Below are 15906 nucleotides of genomic sequence, written 5' to 3' on the forward strand. Positions count from 1 at the left end.
AGGCGCTAATCCAGCGCCGTACGGCTGGTCGCGGTGGCCTGTAGCGGCCAGCCGTCCGGGACGAACAGCGTCAGCACGGGAGGGTGCCAGGTCGTCGCGACGGTGACGCGTGCCGAGACACCATCGGGTGTGGATGCCGCAACCAGCTCGGCCGTCTGGGTGGCCGCGAGCAGCTCCTCGGCCTGAGCGTAGACGCCGGCGTCCGTCAACCGTGCGGTGGGACCGGTCGCGTCGACGGTGAGGGTGAAGCCGTCCGCCCCGGCGAGCGCAGCCGCGTCCGCTGCGGCATCCAGGCGCTTCTGCGTGAGGTAGAGACTCGTCGCGTCGACGCACACGAGCACCAGCACGACCGCGATGACGAAGTAACCGAGCGCCAGGATCAGCACGCTGCCGTCTTCATCGTCTCGAAGGCGCGACGCGAGGGCCCTCACGGCTCGACCCAATAGCGGGAGACCTTCTGCACCCCGGTCGCGGTGACCGGCACGCGCGTCGCCTGGTCGAGACCCAGCACCGGCGGGACCAGCGGCAACGGCACCTCTGCCGTCACCGTGACCGAGAGCATCGCGCCGGCCGCGGGGCACGGCCCGGGCGTGGCGCACTGCACCTGAACGTCGAGAGTCGAGCGGTCGATGCCGTATTCGGCGACGATGGCATCGACGACCCGCTGAGTGCGGGCGTCGGCTGTCGCTCGGTCGGATGACGAGGCGATCGTGCGGGCGAGCTGCCGTGCAGCCGTTTCGGCTCCCAGCGCCTGGGATTGGATGCTGCCGAGCGCGACGATGAGGTAGACGAGGGGCACGAGCAGGATGAGCCCGACGGTGATGAACTCCAGGGATGCCGAGCCGCTGTCGTCTCTGAGCGTCGCGCCCCGGATCGCTCGCGGTGGGTCAGTCGAAACTCTCACGCGGGGCACGGGCGCTCACCTCCATCCCGGAGGGCACTCCGAGCAGTCCCACCAGTGGGAGCGTCGCCACCACGCGGACCTCCACCTCCGGTCCGCGCGCCGTGTCGGTGTCGGCTGCGCTCACCCGAGCGCCGATGCCGTCACCCACGGCCGTCGCGATCAGCTGTGCAGTGCGTGCGGCGCCGGCTTCGGCATCCGTGTCGGCGAGAGCGCCGAAGTAGGCGCCCTCCACCGCCGCATCGTGGACGACGTTACGGATGTACACGGCGAGCGCCAGCTGCAGCACGCCGAGGGTCAAGAGAGTGAGAAGCGTTCCGACGAGCACGAACTCGACGGTGCTCGAGCCGCGCTGATCGTGGCGGAGGCTCTCCACGCCGATTCCCGGAGTCAGAGTCCCGAGACGCGGCTCAGCGCCTGCTCGAACAGCGCAGCCAACGCGGGGCCGGCGAGAGTCCAGATCGCGACGACCAGGCCCGCCGTCATGAGCGTCACGAGTACCCAGCCCGGAACGTCACCCGTCTCATCGTCGACGAACTCGCGCAGTGCGGATCGGTGTGAACTGTCCATGCGTCGAGTCTGATCGGATGAGATTTCGCACGCGGGAGTTATCCACAGCAGTGGGAACGAGACGCGAGGTATCGCGCTACGCGACGACGACCGGCACGGGTCAGCCGGTCAGCCGACACCGAGGCGCAGCATGACGATGCCGGGGAAGATCGCGAAGAGAACCGACAGGGGCAGAATCAAGAACACGAGCGGCAGAAGCATCAAGATCTCCTTGCGTCCGGCCAGCTCCAGCAGCCCCCGCTTGGCGTCCTCTCGCGCATCGACGGCCTGCTCCTGCAGAACATGCGCGAGAGGCGCTCCACGGTCCATCGCCGCCACGAGGTGCTCGATTGCTCGCGCGAGTGCCGGCACGTCGAGGCTCTTCGACACCGAGAGCAGCGCGTCCGGCAGGCTCGATCCGGTGCCGCTCGCCAGGACCGCCGCGCGGAGCTCACCGGTCAGCACGCCGGAGCCGACCTCGCCCACGCGACGTAGCGCATCGCGCAACCCTTCACCGGCAGCCAGGCACAGCGAGAGGAACTCCAGCACGGTCGGAAGCTCCTCCTCGACGCGCGCGATCCGCTGGCGCGCCGCTCTCGTCAGTCGGTAGTCGCAGCCGACAACTCCGGCCGCGGCGAACAGTGGTGGCAGAAGAGCGAGGGTCGGCGCTGCGCGGCCGAGGAGAGTCAAGGCGACGACGAGAAGGCCGCCCGCGCCGAGGCCCCCTACGGCCCACCCGAGCTGCAGGGCGCGGAAGGCCACGACGTCCGGACGCCACCCGGCCTGGCGCAGGCGACGCGCGACGCTCCCTCCACCGCCGAGTCCGACCCAGGATGCGGCGACCCGGTCTCGCACGAGCCGCCACGACGATGCGACCGCCGGCGCCGCGAGCGGAGTGATGCCGCGCGGATCGGCGACGTCGCGCAGGTAGGGCGCGACGCGACGCGACAGCGAGGGCGCCGCCCACCGCGGAAGCCGGCCGACGGCCAACACAAGCCCCGCTCCCAGCGCGACACCGAGGACGACGGCGGATGCGGCGAGGCTGACGATGCTCATGCGAACCACCGCCGCGGCTCCGGCAGGCGACCGATGCGAATGGTGAGGCGGTAGGCGCCTACCGAGACGACGGCACCGATGATCACGACCACGACGCCGGCGGGACTCGCATACGCGCTGGCACCTTCGGGGCGAAGCGCCAGCAGACCCAGAACGATCCAGGGTGCGACCACACCGACGACCGCTGCTCCACGCACCCATGACTGTCGCGCCTCGACTTCGGCGCGGAGGGTGGCGTCGGCCCGCACGGATGCCGAGAGCGCACGGAGCACGGCGGTCAGCTCGGTCCCTCCGACCTGGCGTGCCATGCGGAGCGTCTCGATGATCCGGTCGGCCACCGGATCGGCGAGAGCGGCCTTGAGACGGAGTGCGCTGGAGTCGAAGTGTCCCGATGCGGCCATGTCGACGCGGAACCGGTCGAACGCAGGTCGCAGCGGAGGGGGTCCGCTCGTGGCGAGAGCGGCCACGGCATCCGGCAGCGACATGCCGGCCCGGGCGGACGAGATCAGCAGGTCGCACACGTCCGACCACAGCGCGCGGCGTGACCGCCGAAGCCGCCGCGCACGCCCGCGTAGCCAAGTGAAGGGCGCTGCCGCTCCAGCCGCCGCCGCGACCAGCGCGACGGCGCCGAGTCCGGTCGCCAACCAACTGATGGCGCAGAACAACGCAGACAGGACAGCCGCGATGAGCACGGGGCGCATCGTGGAGGCGTGGGCGAAGCCCGCCTCATCCAGCATGCGCGATACACGACCGTCCCGCTGCGGTGCCTCGCGGCGCTCGTTGGCCGGCCACAGCCAGGGCGACAAGACGAGGAGGATGCCGGCAGCGAGCACCGCGGCCCAGACGACCGTCATGAGCGGCCCCGCCGAAAGACGACGCGGGTGTCTATGACATCGTCGTGAATGCGACCGGTCGTCTCGATGACCTCCTCGACGAATCGCTCACCGCCGGTGCCGCGCCGGCAGTGCACGACAAGGTGGACACCGGTCGCGATGGCGGGTTGGACGAACGCGGCGTCGATGTTGCGGCCCGCGAGCAACGGCAGGGTGGCCAGGCGCGACAGGGCATCGTCGGCGCTGTTCGCGTGGATCGTCGCCGCGCCCGGCACGCCGGTATGCAAAGCGAGGAGGAGATCGAGCGCCTCCGCGTCACGGACTTCCCCGACGATCAGGCGATCGGGGCGCATGCGCAGTGCCTCCTTCACGAGGCGACGCAGGCTCACCGCGCCCGTCCCCTCCAGACTCGGCTGGCGCCCCTGCAAGGCGACGATGTCGGGAGCCGTGACCGCCAGTTCGAAGGTCTCCTCGACCGTGATGATCCGCTGCTCGGGGCGACACCCGCCGATAAGCGCCGCCAGCATCGTCGTCTTGCCCGCATGTGTGGCTCCGGACACCAGGACGTTTCGCCCCTCCACCATGGCGTCGCGCAGCATGTCAGCGACGTGCGCGGGCAGCGATCCTGCGCCGACGAGGTCGTCCAGGCTCCGCCGCGCGGGAAGGAACTTGCGGATGTTGACGGCGAGGTGCGAGCGCGTGATGTCGGGGATGACGACGTGAAGTCGGCTTCCGTCCGGAAGTGACGCGTCGACGAACGGCTGGCTGAGATCTACCCGTCGTCCGGTGGCGTGCAGCATCTTCTCGACGAGATCGCGCACCGCCTCGTCGCTGAGGCGCATCGGGACGCGCTCGCTGCGCCCCGCGCGCGCCGCGAAGACCGCACCGGGACCGTTGATCCAGATCTCCTCGACTTCCGGGTCGTCCAACAGCGGTTGCAACGGTCCGTAGCCCGTCACCCGCGCAAGCACGTCGCGGACGGCGGCGCCCTCGTCGTCGACGAACTCGAGCCCACGGGCGAGGGCATAGTCGTTGTGACGGCGAACCTCCGCTACGGCCGCCTGGTGGGCGCGATCGGGGTGGCGGAGCGGATCGGCCTGTTCCTCACGAAGCCGGTCGCGCACACGTTCCGCGATCGCCTGCACAACACTCGCCGACGCCCCCGCCGACACGAGCGGCGCGTCGGGCGTGTACGTGGAGGGGCTCACCTCGGCATCGTGGCATCGTCGGCGCACCGCCGGTGAGAGATATCCACAGCCCGACGCCTGTCCGGCGACAGCTCTCTTCGCGGTGTGGCCCTAGCTCGACCGGGAAGCGCGCATCATCCAGGACCACCACGCCAACGCAGGCATAGCGATGCCGACGGTGACCGCGGGAGCGGCATCCGGAACCGCGATGCTCAGCCCCACGCCCATCACGATCAATCCGAACGTGAGGGCTGTGGCGAAGAGGTGCGGGCCGGGCCGCGCGATGGTGGCGAACCAGCCAGGCCGGCCCTCATGCTCGTCCTGCATCATCATCGATACTCACCTCTCTGCACTGGTCGACACACGACACAGGCGCGCTGCCGTCGACGCGAGAGCCACTGCACGCTCCACTCCGAACCTACCCGTACACATCTCAGTGCTCGATTTTCCACAGCCCAACCGCCCGATGTGGTCCGACCACTCTTCGTAGACTGCCGTCGTGCTCACGATTCCCGAGACTCTGCAGGTACAGGCCGACGCCGCGGTCCACAAGGCCGAGGGACTGCGCTCCCCCGGCCGCTTCGCCGTGTCCGGCATGCTCGCCGGCGCCTACATCGGCATCGGCGTCGTGCTGATGGTCGCCACCGCCGGACCACTCATCGCTGCGGGCGACGGCCTCGCAAAACTTGTCGCCGGCCTCGTGTTCGGCGTCGCCCTGACCCTCGTCGTCTTCGCCGGCGCCGACCTCCTGACCAGCGCGATGATGATCCTCCCCCAGGGCGCCCTGATGGGCGCGGTCGGGTGGTGGCGCGCGATCGGCACCATGGCGGCCACCTTCGTCGCCAACCTCGTCGGCGCCCTCGTCTTCGCCGGACTGATCGTCGCGTCCGGTGTCCTGCATTCCAACGCACCCGCCGGCAAGATGATCGCCGACATGCTCGCTGCCAAGGCGGAGGAGGGTCCGCTGCAGCTGTTCGTCCGCGGCATCCTCTGCAACGTGCTCGTGTGCCTCGCGATCTGGATGTGCGCGCGCGTGCGTTCCGACGTCGCCAAGATCCTGCTGATCTTCGCCGCGATCCTCGCCTTCATCAGCTCGGGTTTCGAGCATGTCGTCGCGAACATGACCACCTACGGCATCGGCCTGTTCAGCGGCGACCCCCACTTCACCTGGGCCTTGTTCGCGAACAACATGCTCTGGGTGGGGCTCGGCAACCTCGTCGGCGGCGGCATCGTCGTCGGGCTCGGCTACTGGATCGTCGGCGGTCGCCCCCGCGTTGCGGCCCTCACCGACACCCCCGCCCCAGAAACGGCCGACGCCGCCGGATAGACTGACTCCCGCGCGGGAGTGGTGAAATCGGCAGACACGCAGGATTTAGGTTCCTGTGCCTTCGGGCGTGTGGGTTCAAGTCCCACCTTCCGCACAGAACGAGTCAGCGCGCGTCGCCTGGATTGATCAGCCGATTCACCGCAATCACTCGGGAACCGCCCCGGTAGACTGACCGCGACCGCTCACCTCTCGGAGCGGGCCCCTCCACCGCCGATCTACCGACGGGAAGTCTGTGCACGCTCTCGCCCTCATCCCCTGGCTCGACCCCGCAGCCATCATCCAGAACGCGGGCCCGTGGGCTCTGCTGGTGGTGTGCTTCATCGTCTTCGCCGAGACTGGTCTGCTCATCGGGTTCCTTCTTCCGGGCGACACCCTGCTCGTCATCTCCGGCCTGCTGTCGCACGCCACCGCGACGACGCCGCACGGGATCTTCGGCATCAGCGTCTGGTGGGTTGCGCTGCTGATCGGACTCTCCGCGTTCATCGGCGGCGAAGTGGGCTACTTCATCGGTCACAAGGGCGGACCGGCCGTGTTCGAACGCAAGGAATCGGGTCTGTTCAGCCGCAAGAACGTCGAGCGCACCAACGCGTTCTTCGAGCGCTACGGCGGCCTCACGGTCATCCTGGCCCGCTTCGTGCCGATCGTGCGCACCTTCGCGCCCGTCGCGGCGGGGGTCGGCCACATGCCGTGGCGCAAGTACTCGCTCTACAACCTCATCGGCGCGGTCCTCTGGGGCTTCGGCCTCACGATGTTCGGTTACCTCATCGGGTTCATCCCGCCGGTGGCCACGTTCGTCGAGAACTACATCGACCTCATCCTGCTCGCCGCCGTCGGCGGCACCGCCCTCGTCACGATCTGGCACTACTTCTCCGAGCGCCGCAGCGTGAAGAAGGAGAAGGCGGCCGGGCTCACCCCCGAGACCGTCGAGCCGCTCGAGGACGACGCGCCCGCCGTCTGACTCAGGACGCTTTGGTGGCCTTGCCCTTCTTGGGCGAGGCCACCTTCTCTTTCTCCGCCCGCGCCGCTCGGCTGCGCTCCACGCTGGCCTTGAGGGCCGCCATCAGATCGATGACCTCACCGCCGGCATCCTTCTCGCCCTTCTCACCGAAGGTCTCGGACGTGTCAAGGGCGTCACCCTTCTCGAGCTTGGCGTCGATGAGGGTGCGGAGCTCCTGCTGATACTCGTCGACGAACTGGCCGGGGTCGAAGTCGGCGGAGAAACTCTCCACGAGGGATGCCGACAGCTCCAACTCCTTGTCAGAGATCTTGACCGGCTCATCGAGGGCGGCGAATGAGGCTTGCCGCACCTCGTCGGCCCACAACAGGGTCTGCAGCACCAGCACGTCGCCGCGGACCCTCAGAGCAGCCAGTCTCGTCTTCTGGCGCAGCGAGAAGCGCACGACGGCTGTCCGATCGGTCCGCTCCAGGGTCTGGCGCAGCAGCACATACGCCTTCGGCGACGACGAGTCGGGCTCGAGGTAGTACGGACGGTCAAGGGTCAGCAGATCGATCTGGTCGCTGGGGACGAACTCGACCACCTCGATCTCGCGGCTGCGCTCGGACGGGAGCGCAGCGAGATCTTCTGTCGTGAGCACCACGATGCGCTCGCCGTCGTCGTAGGCCTTGTCGATGTCGGCGTACGGCACGACCTCACCGTCCAGCTCGCAGATGCGCTGATACCGGATGCGGCCGCCGTCGGCCGCATGCACCTGATGCAGCGGGACGTCGTGGTCTTCGATCGCCGAGTACACCTTCACCGGCACGTTCACGAGGCCAAACGTCAATGCGCCCTTCCAGATCGCTCTCATGTGGCCATCCAAGCGGCTGCCGCCCGCCGACGCCAGGGGCTGGACGCTAGCCTGACGCCATGGCACAGTCAGCGCAGGTGGTCGACGTGGGCGGTCGTCGCCTGCGTCTGAGCAACCTCGACAAGGTGCTCTATCCCACCACCGGCACCACCAAGGCCGAGGTAATCGACTACTACTCGCGAATCGCTCCCGTGATGCTGCCGCACCTGGCCGGCAGGCCGGTGACGCGGCTGCGCTGGCCGGAGGGCACCGGCGAGCCGCCCTTCTTCGCGAAGGACCTCGAAGCCGGCGCGCCCGAGTGGATGCCGCGCCACGCGATCGACCACTCGGGGGGCGCCAAGGAATACCCCCTGGTCACCGACGTCGCCGGGCTCGTGTACCTCGCGCAGGTCGCGAGCCTCGAGCTCCACACGCCGCAATGGCGCTTCAACCATGGCGGACGCGGCTGCCCCGACCGCCTCGTGCTCGACCTCGACCCGGGCCCCGGAGTCGGGCTCGCCGAATGCGCGGAAGTGGCCCGCCGCGCCCGCGGCATCCTGTCGGACATGGGCATGGAACCGTTGCCGGTGACGAGCGGGTCCAAGGGCATCCACCTGTACGCGGCGCTCGATGCCACCCGCTCCAGCGACGAGATCTCGGCGTTTGCCCGCGAACTGGCCCGCGCCCTGGAGGCTGACGACCCCGCCCTCGTCGTCAGCGCGATGAGCAAGGCTGCTCGCCCCGGAAAGGTGTTCGTCGACTGGAGTCAGAACAACGCGGCCAAGACCACGATCGCTCCCTACTCGCTCCGCGGACGCGCGCATCCCACGGTCGCCGCCCCTCGAACCTGGGCCGAGCTCGACGATCCCGACCTGCGCCACCTGCTGCTCGACGAGGTGCTCGCGCGGGCCGCGGCCGACGGTGACCTGCTCGCCGCCCTCACACCCGGCGCACCCGACCCCCTCGCGCCCTACATGGCCAAGCGCACCCCCGCCGCCACCCCCGAGCCCTTCCCGCCGAGCCGCCATGATTCTGTCGAGCCGCCACGTTCTGGCGCGCCGAATCATGGCGGCTCGACAGAATCGTGGCGGTTCGTGATTCAGGAGCACCACGCGTCGCGGCTGCATTGGGACCTCAGGCTCGAGCGCGACGGGGTGCTCGTCAGCTGGGCAGTGCCGCGCGGCATCCCCGATTCTCCCGACCGCAACCATCTGGCGGTGATGACCGAGCCGCATCCGCTCGAGTACCTCACCTTCGCCGGCGAGATCCCCGCCGGCGAGTACGGCGCCGGCACCATGACCGTCTGGGACTCCGGCACGTTCACGGTGGAGAAGTGGCGCGACGACGAGGTCATCGCGACGCTCAGCGGCCGCACCGGCGGCCCCCTCGGGCAGGTCCGTCTCGCCCTGATCCGCACGTCGGGTACCGGTGAGAAGTCGCAGTGGCTCCTGCACCGCACGAAGGATGCCGCGACGCCTCCCGTGCGCGCCGCTCGCGCCGGCCGCCGCGCCACGTCCCGCGCGTTATCCGGAAGTGACGCGCCGATGCTCGCCGTGTCGACGACACCGGCGCTCGCCGCGTCCGCCGCCCGGCGCTGGAGCGACGTTCCGTGGGTCGAGTTCAAGTGGGACGGCATCCGCGCGATCGGCACGTGGGATGGCGAGCGGCTGCACCTGCGCGCCCGCAGCGGCACCGACATCACGGAGCGCTACCCCGAGCTCACCGCTGTCGACCTCGGGCTCGGCGCTCTGCCCGCCGTCATCGACGGAGAGATCGTCGCTCTGGATGCCGCCGGCCGCCCGAGCTTCACACGGCTGCAGTCGCGTATGCATCTGACCGGCGTCCACGAGATCGCCCGCGAAGCCCAGGCGACACCCGTTCACTACTTCGTCTTCGATCTGCTGCGCGTCGACGACGACGATGTCTCCGCCCACCCCCTCCGCGAGCGGCGCGACCTGCTCCTCACCCTCACCGCCGATGCGGCTCCCCCGCTCGTCGTCCCCCCGATCACCGACGACATCGCCGATGCGTTGACGGCCGCCGTCGACCTGCGGTTGGAAGGCGTCGTCGTCAAGGACCCTCGCTCTCCCTATCGGCGCGGCGAACGCTCGGAGGAGTGGCTCAAGGTGAAGCTGACGGCCATGCAGGAGGTCGTGATCGGCGGCATCCGCCCCGGCAAAGGCGAACGACGCGACGGCATCGGCTCGCTGCTGCTCGGCATTCCGGATGCCGAGGGCCTGCGCTATGTCGGGCGCGTGGGATCGGGGTTCAGCGAGCGCGAGCTCGGTCGCCTCGAACAGCAGCTGCAACCGCTGCGCACCGAGGCGAACCCGTTCATCGGTGTCCCCGCCGCAGACGCGGCGGACGCGCTCTGGCTGCGCCCGGAACTCGTCGGCGAGGTCGAGTACGCGGAGTTCACTCCGAACGGCACGCTGCGCCACGCGCGGTGGCGAGGACTCCGCGCCGAGAAGCAGCCGGGGGACGTCCGCCGCGAGGAGTAGTCCTCACGCAGGTGCGCTGGTCGGCGCAGGCGGGTCGGCCGCGAAGACAGCGACGGCGGTGCCGTCCCACTGGAACTCGAGCACCGTGCCGACGGGGAAAGCAGCCGTCAACTCGTCCGAGCTGCCGCTGGTGACCTGGATCGACACGGCGGGGTGGAAGGGTTTGGCGCTGCACGCACTGTCGCCGACGCGAGTCCCGGTGGCATCCCCCGTTTCTTGGAGGACCGTCACGCACTCCCCCTCGAAACCGCGGTTCTCGCCGGAGGAGACGACGATGAGCAGACCGGCGAAGCTGAAGGTGGCGCCCCGGTCGCCGTTCCGCGCCCACGGAAGCGCTATCGGCACGTCCGCCGCCGGCTCGTCGAGGCTCGCGACCTGACGCGCCCCGGTCACTGCCGGCACCGGCCGCAGTGACGCCAGTCCGAAGACGAGCGCACCCACGACGACCGCGACCGCAACGATCGACGCGGCCCACCCGATGAGCAGCACGCGACCGATCCGAGGAGGGGTCGGCGTCGCGCGGGCGGGAGTCTCCGCCTGCTGCGGCTCAGCGGAGCTGCCGGCGACGTCGGGGGCGGAGGGAGCTTGTGCCGCCGGCGGCACGGAGCTCTCCGGTCGCGGCGGACGAGGTCCGAACAGGCCCTCCGCCTCCGCCATCCGCGCCGCCATCTCGGGGGTCGAACCGCGGTCGTGGCGCTCCTCGAGCTCGCGAAGCCGAGCGAGCGCCACCGGGTCGTCGGCGATGTCAGCGTTCGGCCCATACGCGCGTCGGCGTAGCGCCGCGAACTCCTCGCGGGTGGCGGCATCCATGCTCTGCATCGTGACACATCCGAACGCCGATACGGCATCAGACGCACGTCCGCGTGTCAGACGTGCGCCTCGTGCTCGCGGTGACCGGCGGGTTCGAACTGGAAGGTGGAGTGCTCCACATCGAAGTGTCGCGACAGGCACCCCTGCAGACGGGACAGCAACGCACCCGTTCCCCCGGATGCGCCTGCCAGCACGTCCTCGCCGACGACCACGTGCGCGGTGAAGACCGGAGCTCCCCGGGTGAGCTGCCACACGTGCACGTCGTGCACATCGACCACGCCGTCCTCTCCGAGGATGTGGTCGCGGATCTCCGCGACCTCGGTCCCCTTCGGCGCCCGCTCCCCCAGCACCGAGAACACCTCGCGCAGCAGACCGACGGCGCGGGGCAGGATCATCACCGCGATGAGCAGAGAGGCGAGCGCATCCGCCGGCATCCACCCGGTCGTCCAGATGATCGCGGCGGCGACGATGACCAGCGCCGACCCGATGAGATCGCCGAGCACCTCGATGTACGCGCCGCGCACGTTGATACTGCGCTTCTGCGCCGCGCTCAGCAGGTACATCGAGACGGCGTTGGCACCCAATCCCACCGCCGCCACGAGAAGCATGAGCCCACCGGCGACCTCAGCCTCGCCGGGGGTGACGAGTCGCTGGACGGCCTCGACGGCGATCCACACCATCAGCGCGATCAGGATCACCGCGTTGACGAGCGCCCCGAAGACCTCCGCGCGCTGGTATCCGTACGTGTTGCGGTCGTTCGCGGGACGTGCGGCCACCGTCGAGGCGATCAGCGCGATCACGAGCGCCGACGAGTCCGTGAACATATGCGCGGCGTCGGCGAGCAGGGCGAGCGAGCCCGTGAAGAGTGCGCCGACGACTTGCACGAGCATGACCGTGGCGGTGAGGCAGAGCGAGATCGTCAGCAGACGACGGTTGCTCGACTGCCTGATTCCGGTCGGTGCGTGATCGTGCATAGGTCGAGGCTAGGGCGCGCACAGCCTCCGCACGGCAGGTTTCGCCTAGTCGGGAATGAGAGCGGTTATCGCTCCAGCGTGCTCAGCAGCGGCGCCAGCGCCACGAACGCCCGAGCACGGTGGGATGCCGCGTTCTTCTCCTCCGCCGACAGGTCAGCGGCCGTGCGGCCGTCCTGATCGTCGGGCAGGAAGATCGGGTCGTAACCGAACCCGCCACGGCCCGACGGCGCGGTCGCGAGCCTGCCCGGCCACACGCCTTCCACCGTTTCCTCACGGGCGACCCCGTCCGGCCCCGGAACGACCAGGGCGATGGTCGAGACGAACTGCGCGGTGCGATGTGGATCGGCGATGTCGGACAGCTGATCCAGCAGCAGCTCCAGGTTGGCGCGCGCATCCTTGCGATGGCCGGCCCAGTACGCCGAGAAGACGCCGGGGGCCCCGCCGAGCACGTCCACGCACACGCCCGAGTCGTCCGCGAGCGCCGGCAGCCCGGTGTGCGCCGCGGCGGCGCGGGCCTTGATGAGCGCGTTCGCCGCGAACGTCACACCGTCCTCGACGGGCTCGGGCCCGTCATAGCCGATGACCTCGAGGTCGGGACGCACGCGCGCGACGATCGCCCCGAACTCCTCCACCTTGTGCGGGTTGTGGGTCGCCAGCACGATCCGGCGGAAACCATCGGCCGGCGTCGAGGAGTTCGGCAGGCCCGTCACGACGCGAGCACCGAGCTCTGCGCGTCGCGCAGGTCGGCGCAGCCGGCCACGCCCAGCTCGAGCAGGGCATCGAGTTCGCGCTTGTCGAAGGGCGCACCCTCGGCCGTCCCCTGCACCTCGACGAACAGGCCGCGGCCGGTGACGACGACGTTCATGTCGGTCTCGGCACGCACGTCTTCGACGTAGGCGAGGTCGAGCATCGGCTCACCGTCGATGATGCCCACCGACACCGCGGCGACCGAGTCGAGGAGCACCTTCGCGTTCTTGCCGACGAAGCCCTTGGCGCGCCCCCACTCGATCGCATCTGCCAGAGCCACGTAGGCACCGGTGATCGCGGCGGTGCGCGTGCCCCCGTCGGCCTGCAGGACATCGCAGTCGATGACGATCGTGTTCTCGCCCAGAGCCTTGGTGTCGACGACGGCGCGCAGCGCACGACCGATCAGGCGGGAGATCTCATGGGTACGCCCGCCGATCTTGCCCTTGACGGCCTCACGGTCGTTGCGTGAGTTCGTCGCGCGCGGGAGCATCGCGTACTCCGCGGTCACCCAGCCCTTGCCCTTGCCGGTGAGCCAGCGCGGCACCCCTCCGGTGAAGGATGCCGTGCACAGCACCTTGGTGCCGCCGAAGGAGATCAGCGCCGAACCTTCGGCGTGCGCGGACCAGCCGCGTTCGATGGTGACGGGACGCAGCTGATCGGGGGTGCGGCCGTCGGCGCGGGTGGTGAAGTCGGTCATGGGGTCCCCTTCCAGGGGTGCGGGAGATCGATGGCGCCGGTCTGCACCAGGCGCACGCTGGACACGCCGCGGCCCATCAGCCGATCGGCGAGACGGATGAAGTCGTCGGCGGAGTCGCCGGTCGCTTCGTAGACATGGGTGGCCGCGGCATCCGGCCCGGCCAGCAGGTCACGCGAGACGAGCTGGCGGTAGACGTCCTTGGCGGTCTCGGTGTCGCTCGAGACCAGCGAGACGTCCGGCCCCATCACGTAGCTGATGGCGCCCTCCAGGAAGGGGTAGTGCGTGCAGCCGAGCACCAGGGTGTCCACGCCGGCGTGGCGCAGCGGCGCGAGGTACTCCTCGGCGACCGTGAGCACCTCGGCGGAGCCGGTCACGCCTGCCTCGACGAACTCGACGAAGCGCGGGCATGCCTGTGTGAACACCGACAGATCCTCGTTGACGCCGAGCATGTCCTGGTAGACGCCCGATCCGATGGTGCCGACCGTGCCGATCACGCCCACCCGGCGATTGCGGGTGGTGGAGATCGCCGTCCGCACCGCCGGCCCGATCACCTCGACGACGGGCACGTCATAGCGCTCGCGCGCGTCACGGAGAACCGCCGCGGATGCCGTGTTGCACGCGATCACGAGCATCTTCACGCCCTGGTCGACGAGGGTGTCGAGCACCTCGAGACTGTAGCGCCGGACGTCCGCGATCGGCTTCGGCCCGTACGGCGAATGCGCGGTGTCGCCGATGTACAGCACCGACTCCCGCGGCAGCAGCTGCGAGACGGCCCGGGCGACCGTGAGTCCACCGACACCGGAGTCGAAGATGCCGATCGGTGCGTCAGTCACGGTTCTCCACCCTACCCGCCGCCGTGCCGACGGCGACGTCACCAGCCCCGTCGCTAGAGTGACGGCATGACCCGCGCCGAGGCCCCGTCGTCCGCCCTGCTCACCGATCGCTACGAGCTGACCATGATCGACGCGGCCCTGCGAGACGGAACCGCCGCCCGCCGCTGCGTGTTCGAGCTGTTCGGACGGCGCCTGCCGGGAGCGCGCCGCTTCGGCGTGGTCGCGGGCACCGGACGGCTCTTGCACGAGTTGCGGGCGTTCCGGTTCGGGGACGACGAGCTGCGCTACCTCCGCGACAACCTCGTCGTCGGAGCGGAGACGCTGCGCTACCTCGAGAACTACCGTTTCACCGGGAGCATCCACGGCTACCGCGAGGGCGAGCTGTACTTTCCGGGATCGCCGGTGCTCACCGTCGAGAGCACCTTCGCGGAGGCGGTCGTTCTCGAGACTCTGGCTCTCAGCATCCTCAATCACGACTCCGCGGTTGCCAACGCCGCCGCACGCATGAGCATCGCCGCCGGGGACCGTCCGCTCGCCGAGATGGGCTCGCGTCGCGCAGCGGAGCGTTCCGCCGTCGCGGCTGCTCGTGCCGCCTACATCGCCGGGTTCGGTGCCACGAGCAATCTGCAGGCGGGACGGGAATGGGGCATTCCCACGATGGGAACCGCCGCTCACGCGTGGACCCTGCTGCACGACAGCGAAGAGGACGCGTTCCGCAGCCAGATTCAGGCACTTGGCACCGACACGACGCTGCTCATCGACACCTACGACATCCGCCGCGGCGTCGAGACCGCGATCCGTGTCGCCGGCACGGGCCTGGGCGGCGTGCGCATCGACTCCGGAGACCTGCCCACCGTGGCTGCGGAGGTGCGAGCGCAGCTGGACGAGCTCGGCGCGACCGGCACGCGCATCACGGTGACGAGCGATCTCGACGAGTTCGCCCTGGCTGCACTCGCGGCATCCCCCGTCGACGCCTACGGCGTCGGGACGTCGGTGGTGACCGGATCGGGCGCGCCCACAGCCGGCATGGTCTACAAGCTGGTCGCCCGCCAGGATGCCGCCGGAGGCTGGGTCGCAGTGGCCAAGACCTCGACCGACAAGGGATCCAAGGGCGGCCGCAAGGCCGCGTTCCGCACCCTGTCCCGCGGTACCGCGACGAGCGAGCTCATCGCCGTCTCCGACGGGTTCGAGCAGATGCAGACGGCAGCTGATCATCCCGAGGCGCGCGCCCTGCAGGTGACGCTCGTCGAAGCCGGTGAGCCCGACTCCGCATTCGAGGGGGCCGAGGGCGTCGCTCGCGCGAGGGAGCATCACGCGATCGTTCGCGAAGAGCTTCCCGTCACAGGGCTCGCACTGAGCCGGTCCGACCCGGCTCTGCCCACGGTCTACATCGACGCGTGAGCGGGACGAGTCAGCTCATGAGCGACTCGTAGATCTCCTTGCACGTGGGGCACACCGGGAACTTCTCCGGGTCGCGACCGGGAGTCCACTTCTTGCCGCACAGCGCGCGTACCGGCTTGCCCGTGAGCGCGGACTCGAGGATTTTGTCCTTCTTCACGTAGTGCGAGAAGCGCTCGTGGTCGCCGGGCTCGATGTTCTCCTCGCGCAGAAGCTCTTCGAGCTCGCGATCAAGGGTGGCGACGCCGCCGTCACCGGGTGCGTCGGGGCTGTCGAGGGGGCTCATGGTGACCGATTCTATCGGCG

At 69.7% G+C, this 15906-nt stretch carries 19 protein-coding genes and 1 tRNA gene; 5 read left to right on the forward strand and 15 right to left on the reverse strand.

The window, feature by feature from the left end:
• Window positions 1-5: 5 nt before the first annotated feature.
• The 8 genes from DEU37_RS13670 to DEU37_RS13705 form a co-directional block, all read right to left on the reverse strand.
• A complete protein-coding gene (locus tag DEU37_RS13670) occupies window positions 6-431 on the reverse strand; it encodes a pilus assembly protein TadG-related protein (RefSeq protein ID WP_121191173.1) in 426 nt (141 codons plus the stop codon).
• Window positions 428-904: a TadE family protein gene (locus tag DEU37_RS13675; protein ID WP_310790707.1), complete on the reverse strand. Its 477-nt coding sequence runs from the start codon at window positions 902-904 to the stop codon at window positions 428-430. Before DEU37_RS13675 ends, DEU37_RS13670 begins: the two co-directional genes overlap by 4 nt.
• Window positions 888-1277, reverse strand: coding sequence for a TadE/TadG family type IV pilus assembly protein (locus DEU37_RS13680; protein ID WP_061683637.1), 390 nt, complete (start codon window positions 1275-1277; stop codon window positions 888-890). Before DEU37_RS13680 ends, DEU37_RS13675 begins: the two co-directional genes overlap by 17 nt.
• A 14-nt stretch (window positions 1278-1291) precedes the next feature.
• A complete protein-coding gene (locus tag DEU37_RS13685) occupies window positions 1292-1471 on the reverse strand; it encodes a hypothetical protein (protein ID WP_005055077.1) in 180 nt (59 codons plus the stop codon).
• A gap of 108 nt (window positions 1472-1579) precedes the next feature.
• Window positions 1580-2506 carry a type II secretion system F family protein gene (locus tag DEU37_RS13690; RefSeq protein WP_121191175.1) on the reverse strand — a complete coding sequence of 309 codons (927 nt, stop codon included), beginning with the start codon at window positions 2504-2506 and terminating at the stop codon, window positions 1580-1582.
• Window positions 2503-3360 carry a type II secretion system F family protein gene (locus DEU37_RS13695; RefSeq protein ID WP_121191176.1) on the reverse strand — a complete coding sequence of 286 codons (858 nt, stop codon included), beginning with the start codon at window positions 3358-3360 and terminating at the stop codon, window positions 2503-2505. Before DEU37_RS13695 ends, DEU37_RS13690 begins: the two co-directional genes overlap by 4 nt.
• A complete protein-coding gene (locus DEU37_RS13700) occupies window positions 3357-4547 on the reverse strand; it encodes a CpaF family protein (protein WP_005055072.1) in 1191 nt (396 codons plus the stop codon). Before DEU37_RS13700 ends, DEU37_RS13695 begins: the two co-directional genes overlap by 4 nt.
• Window positions 4548-4637: 90 nt before the next feature.
• Window positions 4638-4859 (reverse strand): hypothetical protein, encoded by a 222-nt coding sequence (locus DEU37_RS13705; protein ID WP_121191177.1) that lies wholly within the window; start codon window positions 4857-4859, stop codon window positions 4638-4640.
• 166 nt (window positions 4860-5025) lie between these two features.
• Between DEU37_RS13705 and DEU37_RS13710 the strand changes: the two genes are divergently transcribed.
• From DEU37_RS13710 to DEU37_RS13720, 3 genes are all read left to right on the forward strand, one after another.
• Window positions 5026-5853, forward strand: a complete 828-nt coding sequence (locus tag DEU37_RS13710; protein ID WP_121191178.1) for a formate/nitrite transporter family protein — start codon at window positions 5026-5028, stop codon at window positions 5851-5853.
• 12 nt (window positions 5854-5865) lie between these two features.
• Window positions 5866-5947 (forward strand) — tRNA-Leu (locus DEU37_RS13715).
• Between the two features lie 138 nt (window positions 5948-6085).
• Window positions 6086-6811: a DedA family protein gene (locus tag DEU37_RS13720; protein ID WP_121191179.1), complete on the forward strand. Its 726-nt coding sequence runs from the start codon at window positions 6086-6088 to the stop codon at window positions 6809-6811.
• A 1-nt stretch (window position 6812) separates the two neighbouring features.
• Here the strand turns inward: DEU37_RS13720 and DEU37_RS13725 are convergent, their stop codons facing one another.
• Window positions 6813-7661: a Ku protein gene (locus DEU37_RS13725; RefSeq protein ID WP_121191180.1), complete on the reverse strand. Its 849-nt coding sequence runs from the start codon at window positions 7659-7661 to the stop codon at window positions 6813-6815.
• A gap of 59 nt (window positions 7662-7720) precedes the next feature.
• On the opposite strand from DEU37_RS13725, the gene DEU37_RS13730 reads away from it, so the two are divergent.
• Window positions 7721-10141, forward strand: coding sequence for an ATP-dependent DNA ligase (locus DEU37_RS13730; RefSeq protein WP_121191181.1), 2421 nt, complete (start codon window positions 7721-7723; stop codon window positions 10139-10141).
• 3 nt (window positions 10142-10144) lie between these two features.
• On the opposite strand, the gene DEU37_RS13735 is transcribed toward DEU37_RS13730, so the two are convergent.
• From DEU37_RS13735 to murI, 5 genes are all read right to left on the reverse strand, one after another.
• Window positions 10145-10951, reverse strand: a complete 807-nt coding sequence (locus DEU37_RS13735) for a spermidine/putrescine ABC transporter permease (protein ID WP_259457300.1) — start codon at window positions 10949-10951, stop codon at window positions 10145-10147.
• 56 nt (window positions 10952-11007) lie between these two features.
• Window positions 11008-11925 carry a cation diffusion facilitator family transporter gene (locus DEU37_RS13740; RefSeq protein WP_121191183.1) on the reverse strand — a complete coding sequence of 306 codons (918 nt, stop codon included), beginning with the start codon at window positions 11923-11925 and terminating at the stop codon, window positions 11008-11010.
• Window positions 11926-11990: 65 nt separating this feature from the next.
• Entirely contained in the window at window positions 11991-12635 is a 645-nt protein-coding gene (rdgB, locus tag DEU37_RS13745; RefSeq protein ID WP_121191184.1) for an RdgB/HAM1 family non-canonical purine NTP pyrophosphatase, read from the reverse strand.
• The gene (gene rph / locus DEU37_RS13750; RefSeq protein ID WP_121191185.1) at window positions 12632-13369 is read right to left on the reverse strand and encodes a ribonuclease PH; all 738 of its coding nucleotides are present in this window, start codon (window positions 13367-13369) and stop codon (window positions 12632-12634) included. Before rph ends, rdgB begins: the two co-directional genes overlap by 4 nt.
• On the reverse strand, window positions 13366-14202 hold the full coding sequence (gene murI, locus DEU37_RS13755; RefSeq protein WP_121191186.1) for a glutamate racemase: 837 nt from the start codon (window positions 14200-14202) through the stop codon (window positions 13366-13368). Before murI ends, rph begins: the two co-directional genes overlap by 4 nt.
• A gap of 66 nt (window positions 14203-14268) precedes the next feature.
• Here murI and DEU37_RS13760 point away from each other — a divergent pair, with 66 nt between their 5' ends.
• Window positions 14269-15603, forward strand: a complete 1335-nt coding sequence (locus DEU37_RS13760; protein WP_121191187.1) for a nicotinate phosphoribosyltransferase — start codon at window positions 14269-14271, stop codon at window positions 15601-15603.
• 10 nt (window positions 15604-15613) lie between these two features.
• On the opposite strand, the gene DEU37_RS13765 is transcribed toward DEU37_RS13760, so the two are convergent.
• Window positions 15614-15886 (reverse strand): DUF3039 domain-containing protein, encoded by a 273-nt coding sequence (locus DEU37_RS13765; RefSeq protein ID WP_005055043.1) that lies wholly within the window; start codon window positions 15884-15886, stop codon window positions 15614-15616.
• Window positions 15887-15906: the final 20 nt, after the last annotated feature.

This window comes from Microbacterium sp. AG790 (assembly GCF_003634765.1).
Lineage (GTDB): Bacteria > Actinomycetota > Actinomycetes > Actinomycetales > Microbacteriaceae > Microbacterium.

What these genes read in the sequence shown, in the direction of transcription:
- DEU37_RS13685 (WP_005055077.1), bottom strand. Translation starts at nt 1,471, where the DNA reads ATGGACAGTTCACACCGATCCGCACTGCGCGAGTTCGTCGACGATGAG.
- DEU37_RS13690 (WP_121191175.1), bottom strand. Translation starts at nt 2,506, where the DNA reads ATGAGCATCGTCAGCCTCGCCGCATCCGCCGTCGTCCTCGGTGTCGCG.
- DEU37_RS13695 (WP_121191176.1), bottom strand. Translation starts at nt 3,360, where the DNA reads ATGACGGTCGTCTGGGCCGCGGTGCTCGCTGCCGGCATCCTCCTCGTC.
- DEU37_RS13705 (WP_121191177.1), bottom strand. Translation starts at nt 4,859, where the DNA reads ATGATGATGCAGGACGAGCATGAGGGCCGGCCTGGCTGGTTCGCCACC.
- DEU37_RS13725 (WP_121191180.1), bottom strand. Translation starts at nt 7,661, where the DNA reads ATGAGAGCGATCTGGAAGGGCGCATTGACGTTTGGCCTCGTGAACGTG.
- DEU37_RS13730 (WP_121191181.1), top strand. Translation starts at nt 7,721, where the DNA reads ATGGCACAGTCAGCGCAGGTGGTCGACGTGGGCGGTCGTCGCCTGCGT.
- DEU37_RS13735 (WP_259457300.1), bottom strand. Translation starts at nt 10,951, where the DNA reads ATGGATGCCGCCACCCGCGAGGAGTTCGCGGCGCTACGCCGACGCGCG.
- DEU37_RS13740 (WP_121191183.1), bottom strand. Translation starts at nt 11,925, where the DNA reads ATGCACGATCACGCACCGACCGGAATCAGGCAGTCGAGCAACCGTCGT.
- rph (WP_121191185.1), bottom strand. Translation starts at nt 13,369, where the DNA reads ATGACCGACTTCACCACCCGCGCCGACGGCCGCACCCCCGATCAGCTG.
- DEU37_RS13760 (WP_121191187.1), top strand. Translation starts at nt 14,269, where the DNA reads ATGACCCGCGCCGAGGCCCCGTCGTCCGCCCTGCTCACCGATCGCTAC.
- DEU37_RS13765 (WP_005055043.1), bottom strand. Translation starts at nt 15,886, where the DNA reads ATGAGCCCCCTCGACAGCCCCGACGCACCCGGTGACGGCGGCGTCGCC.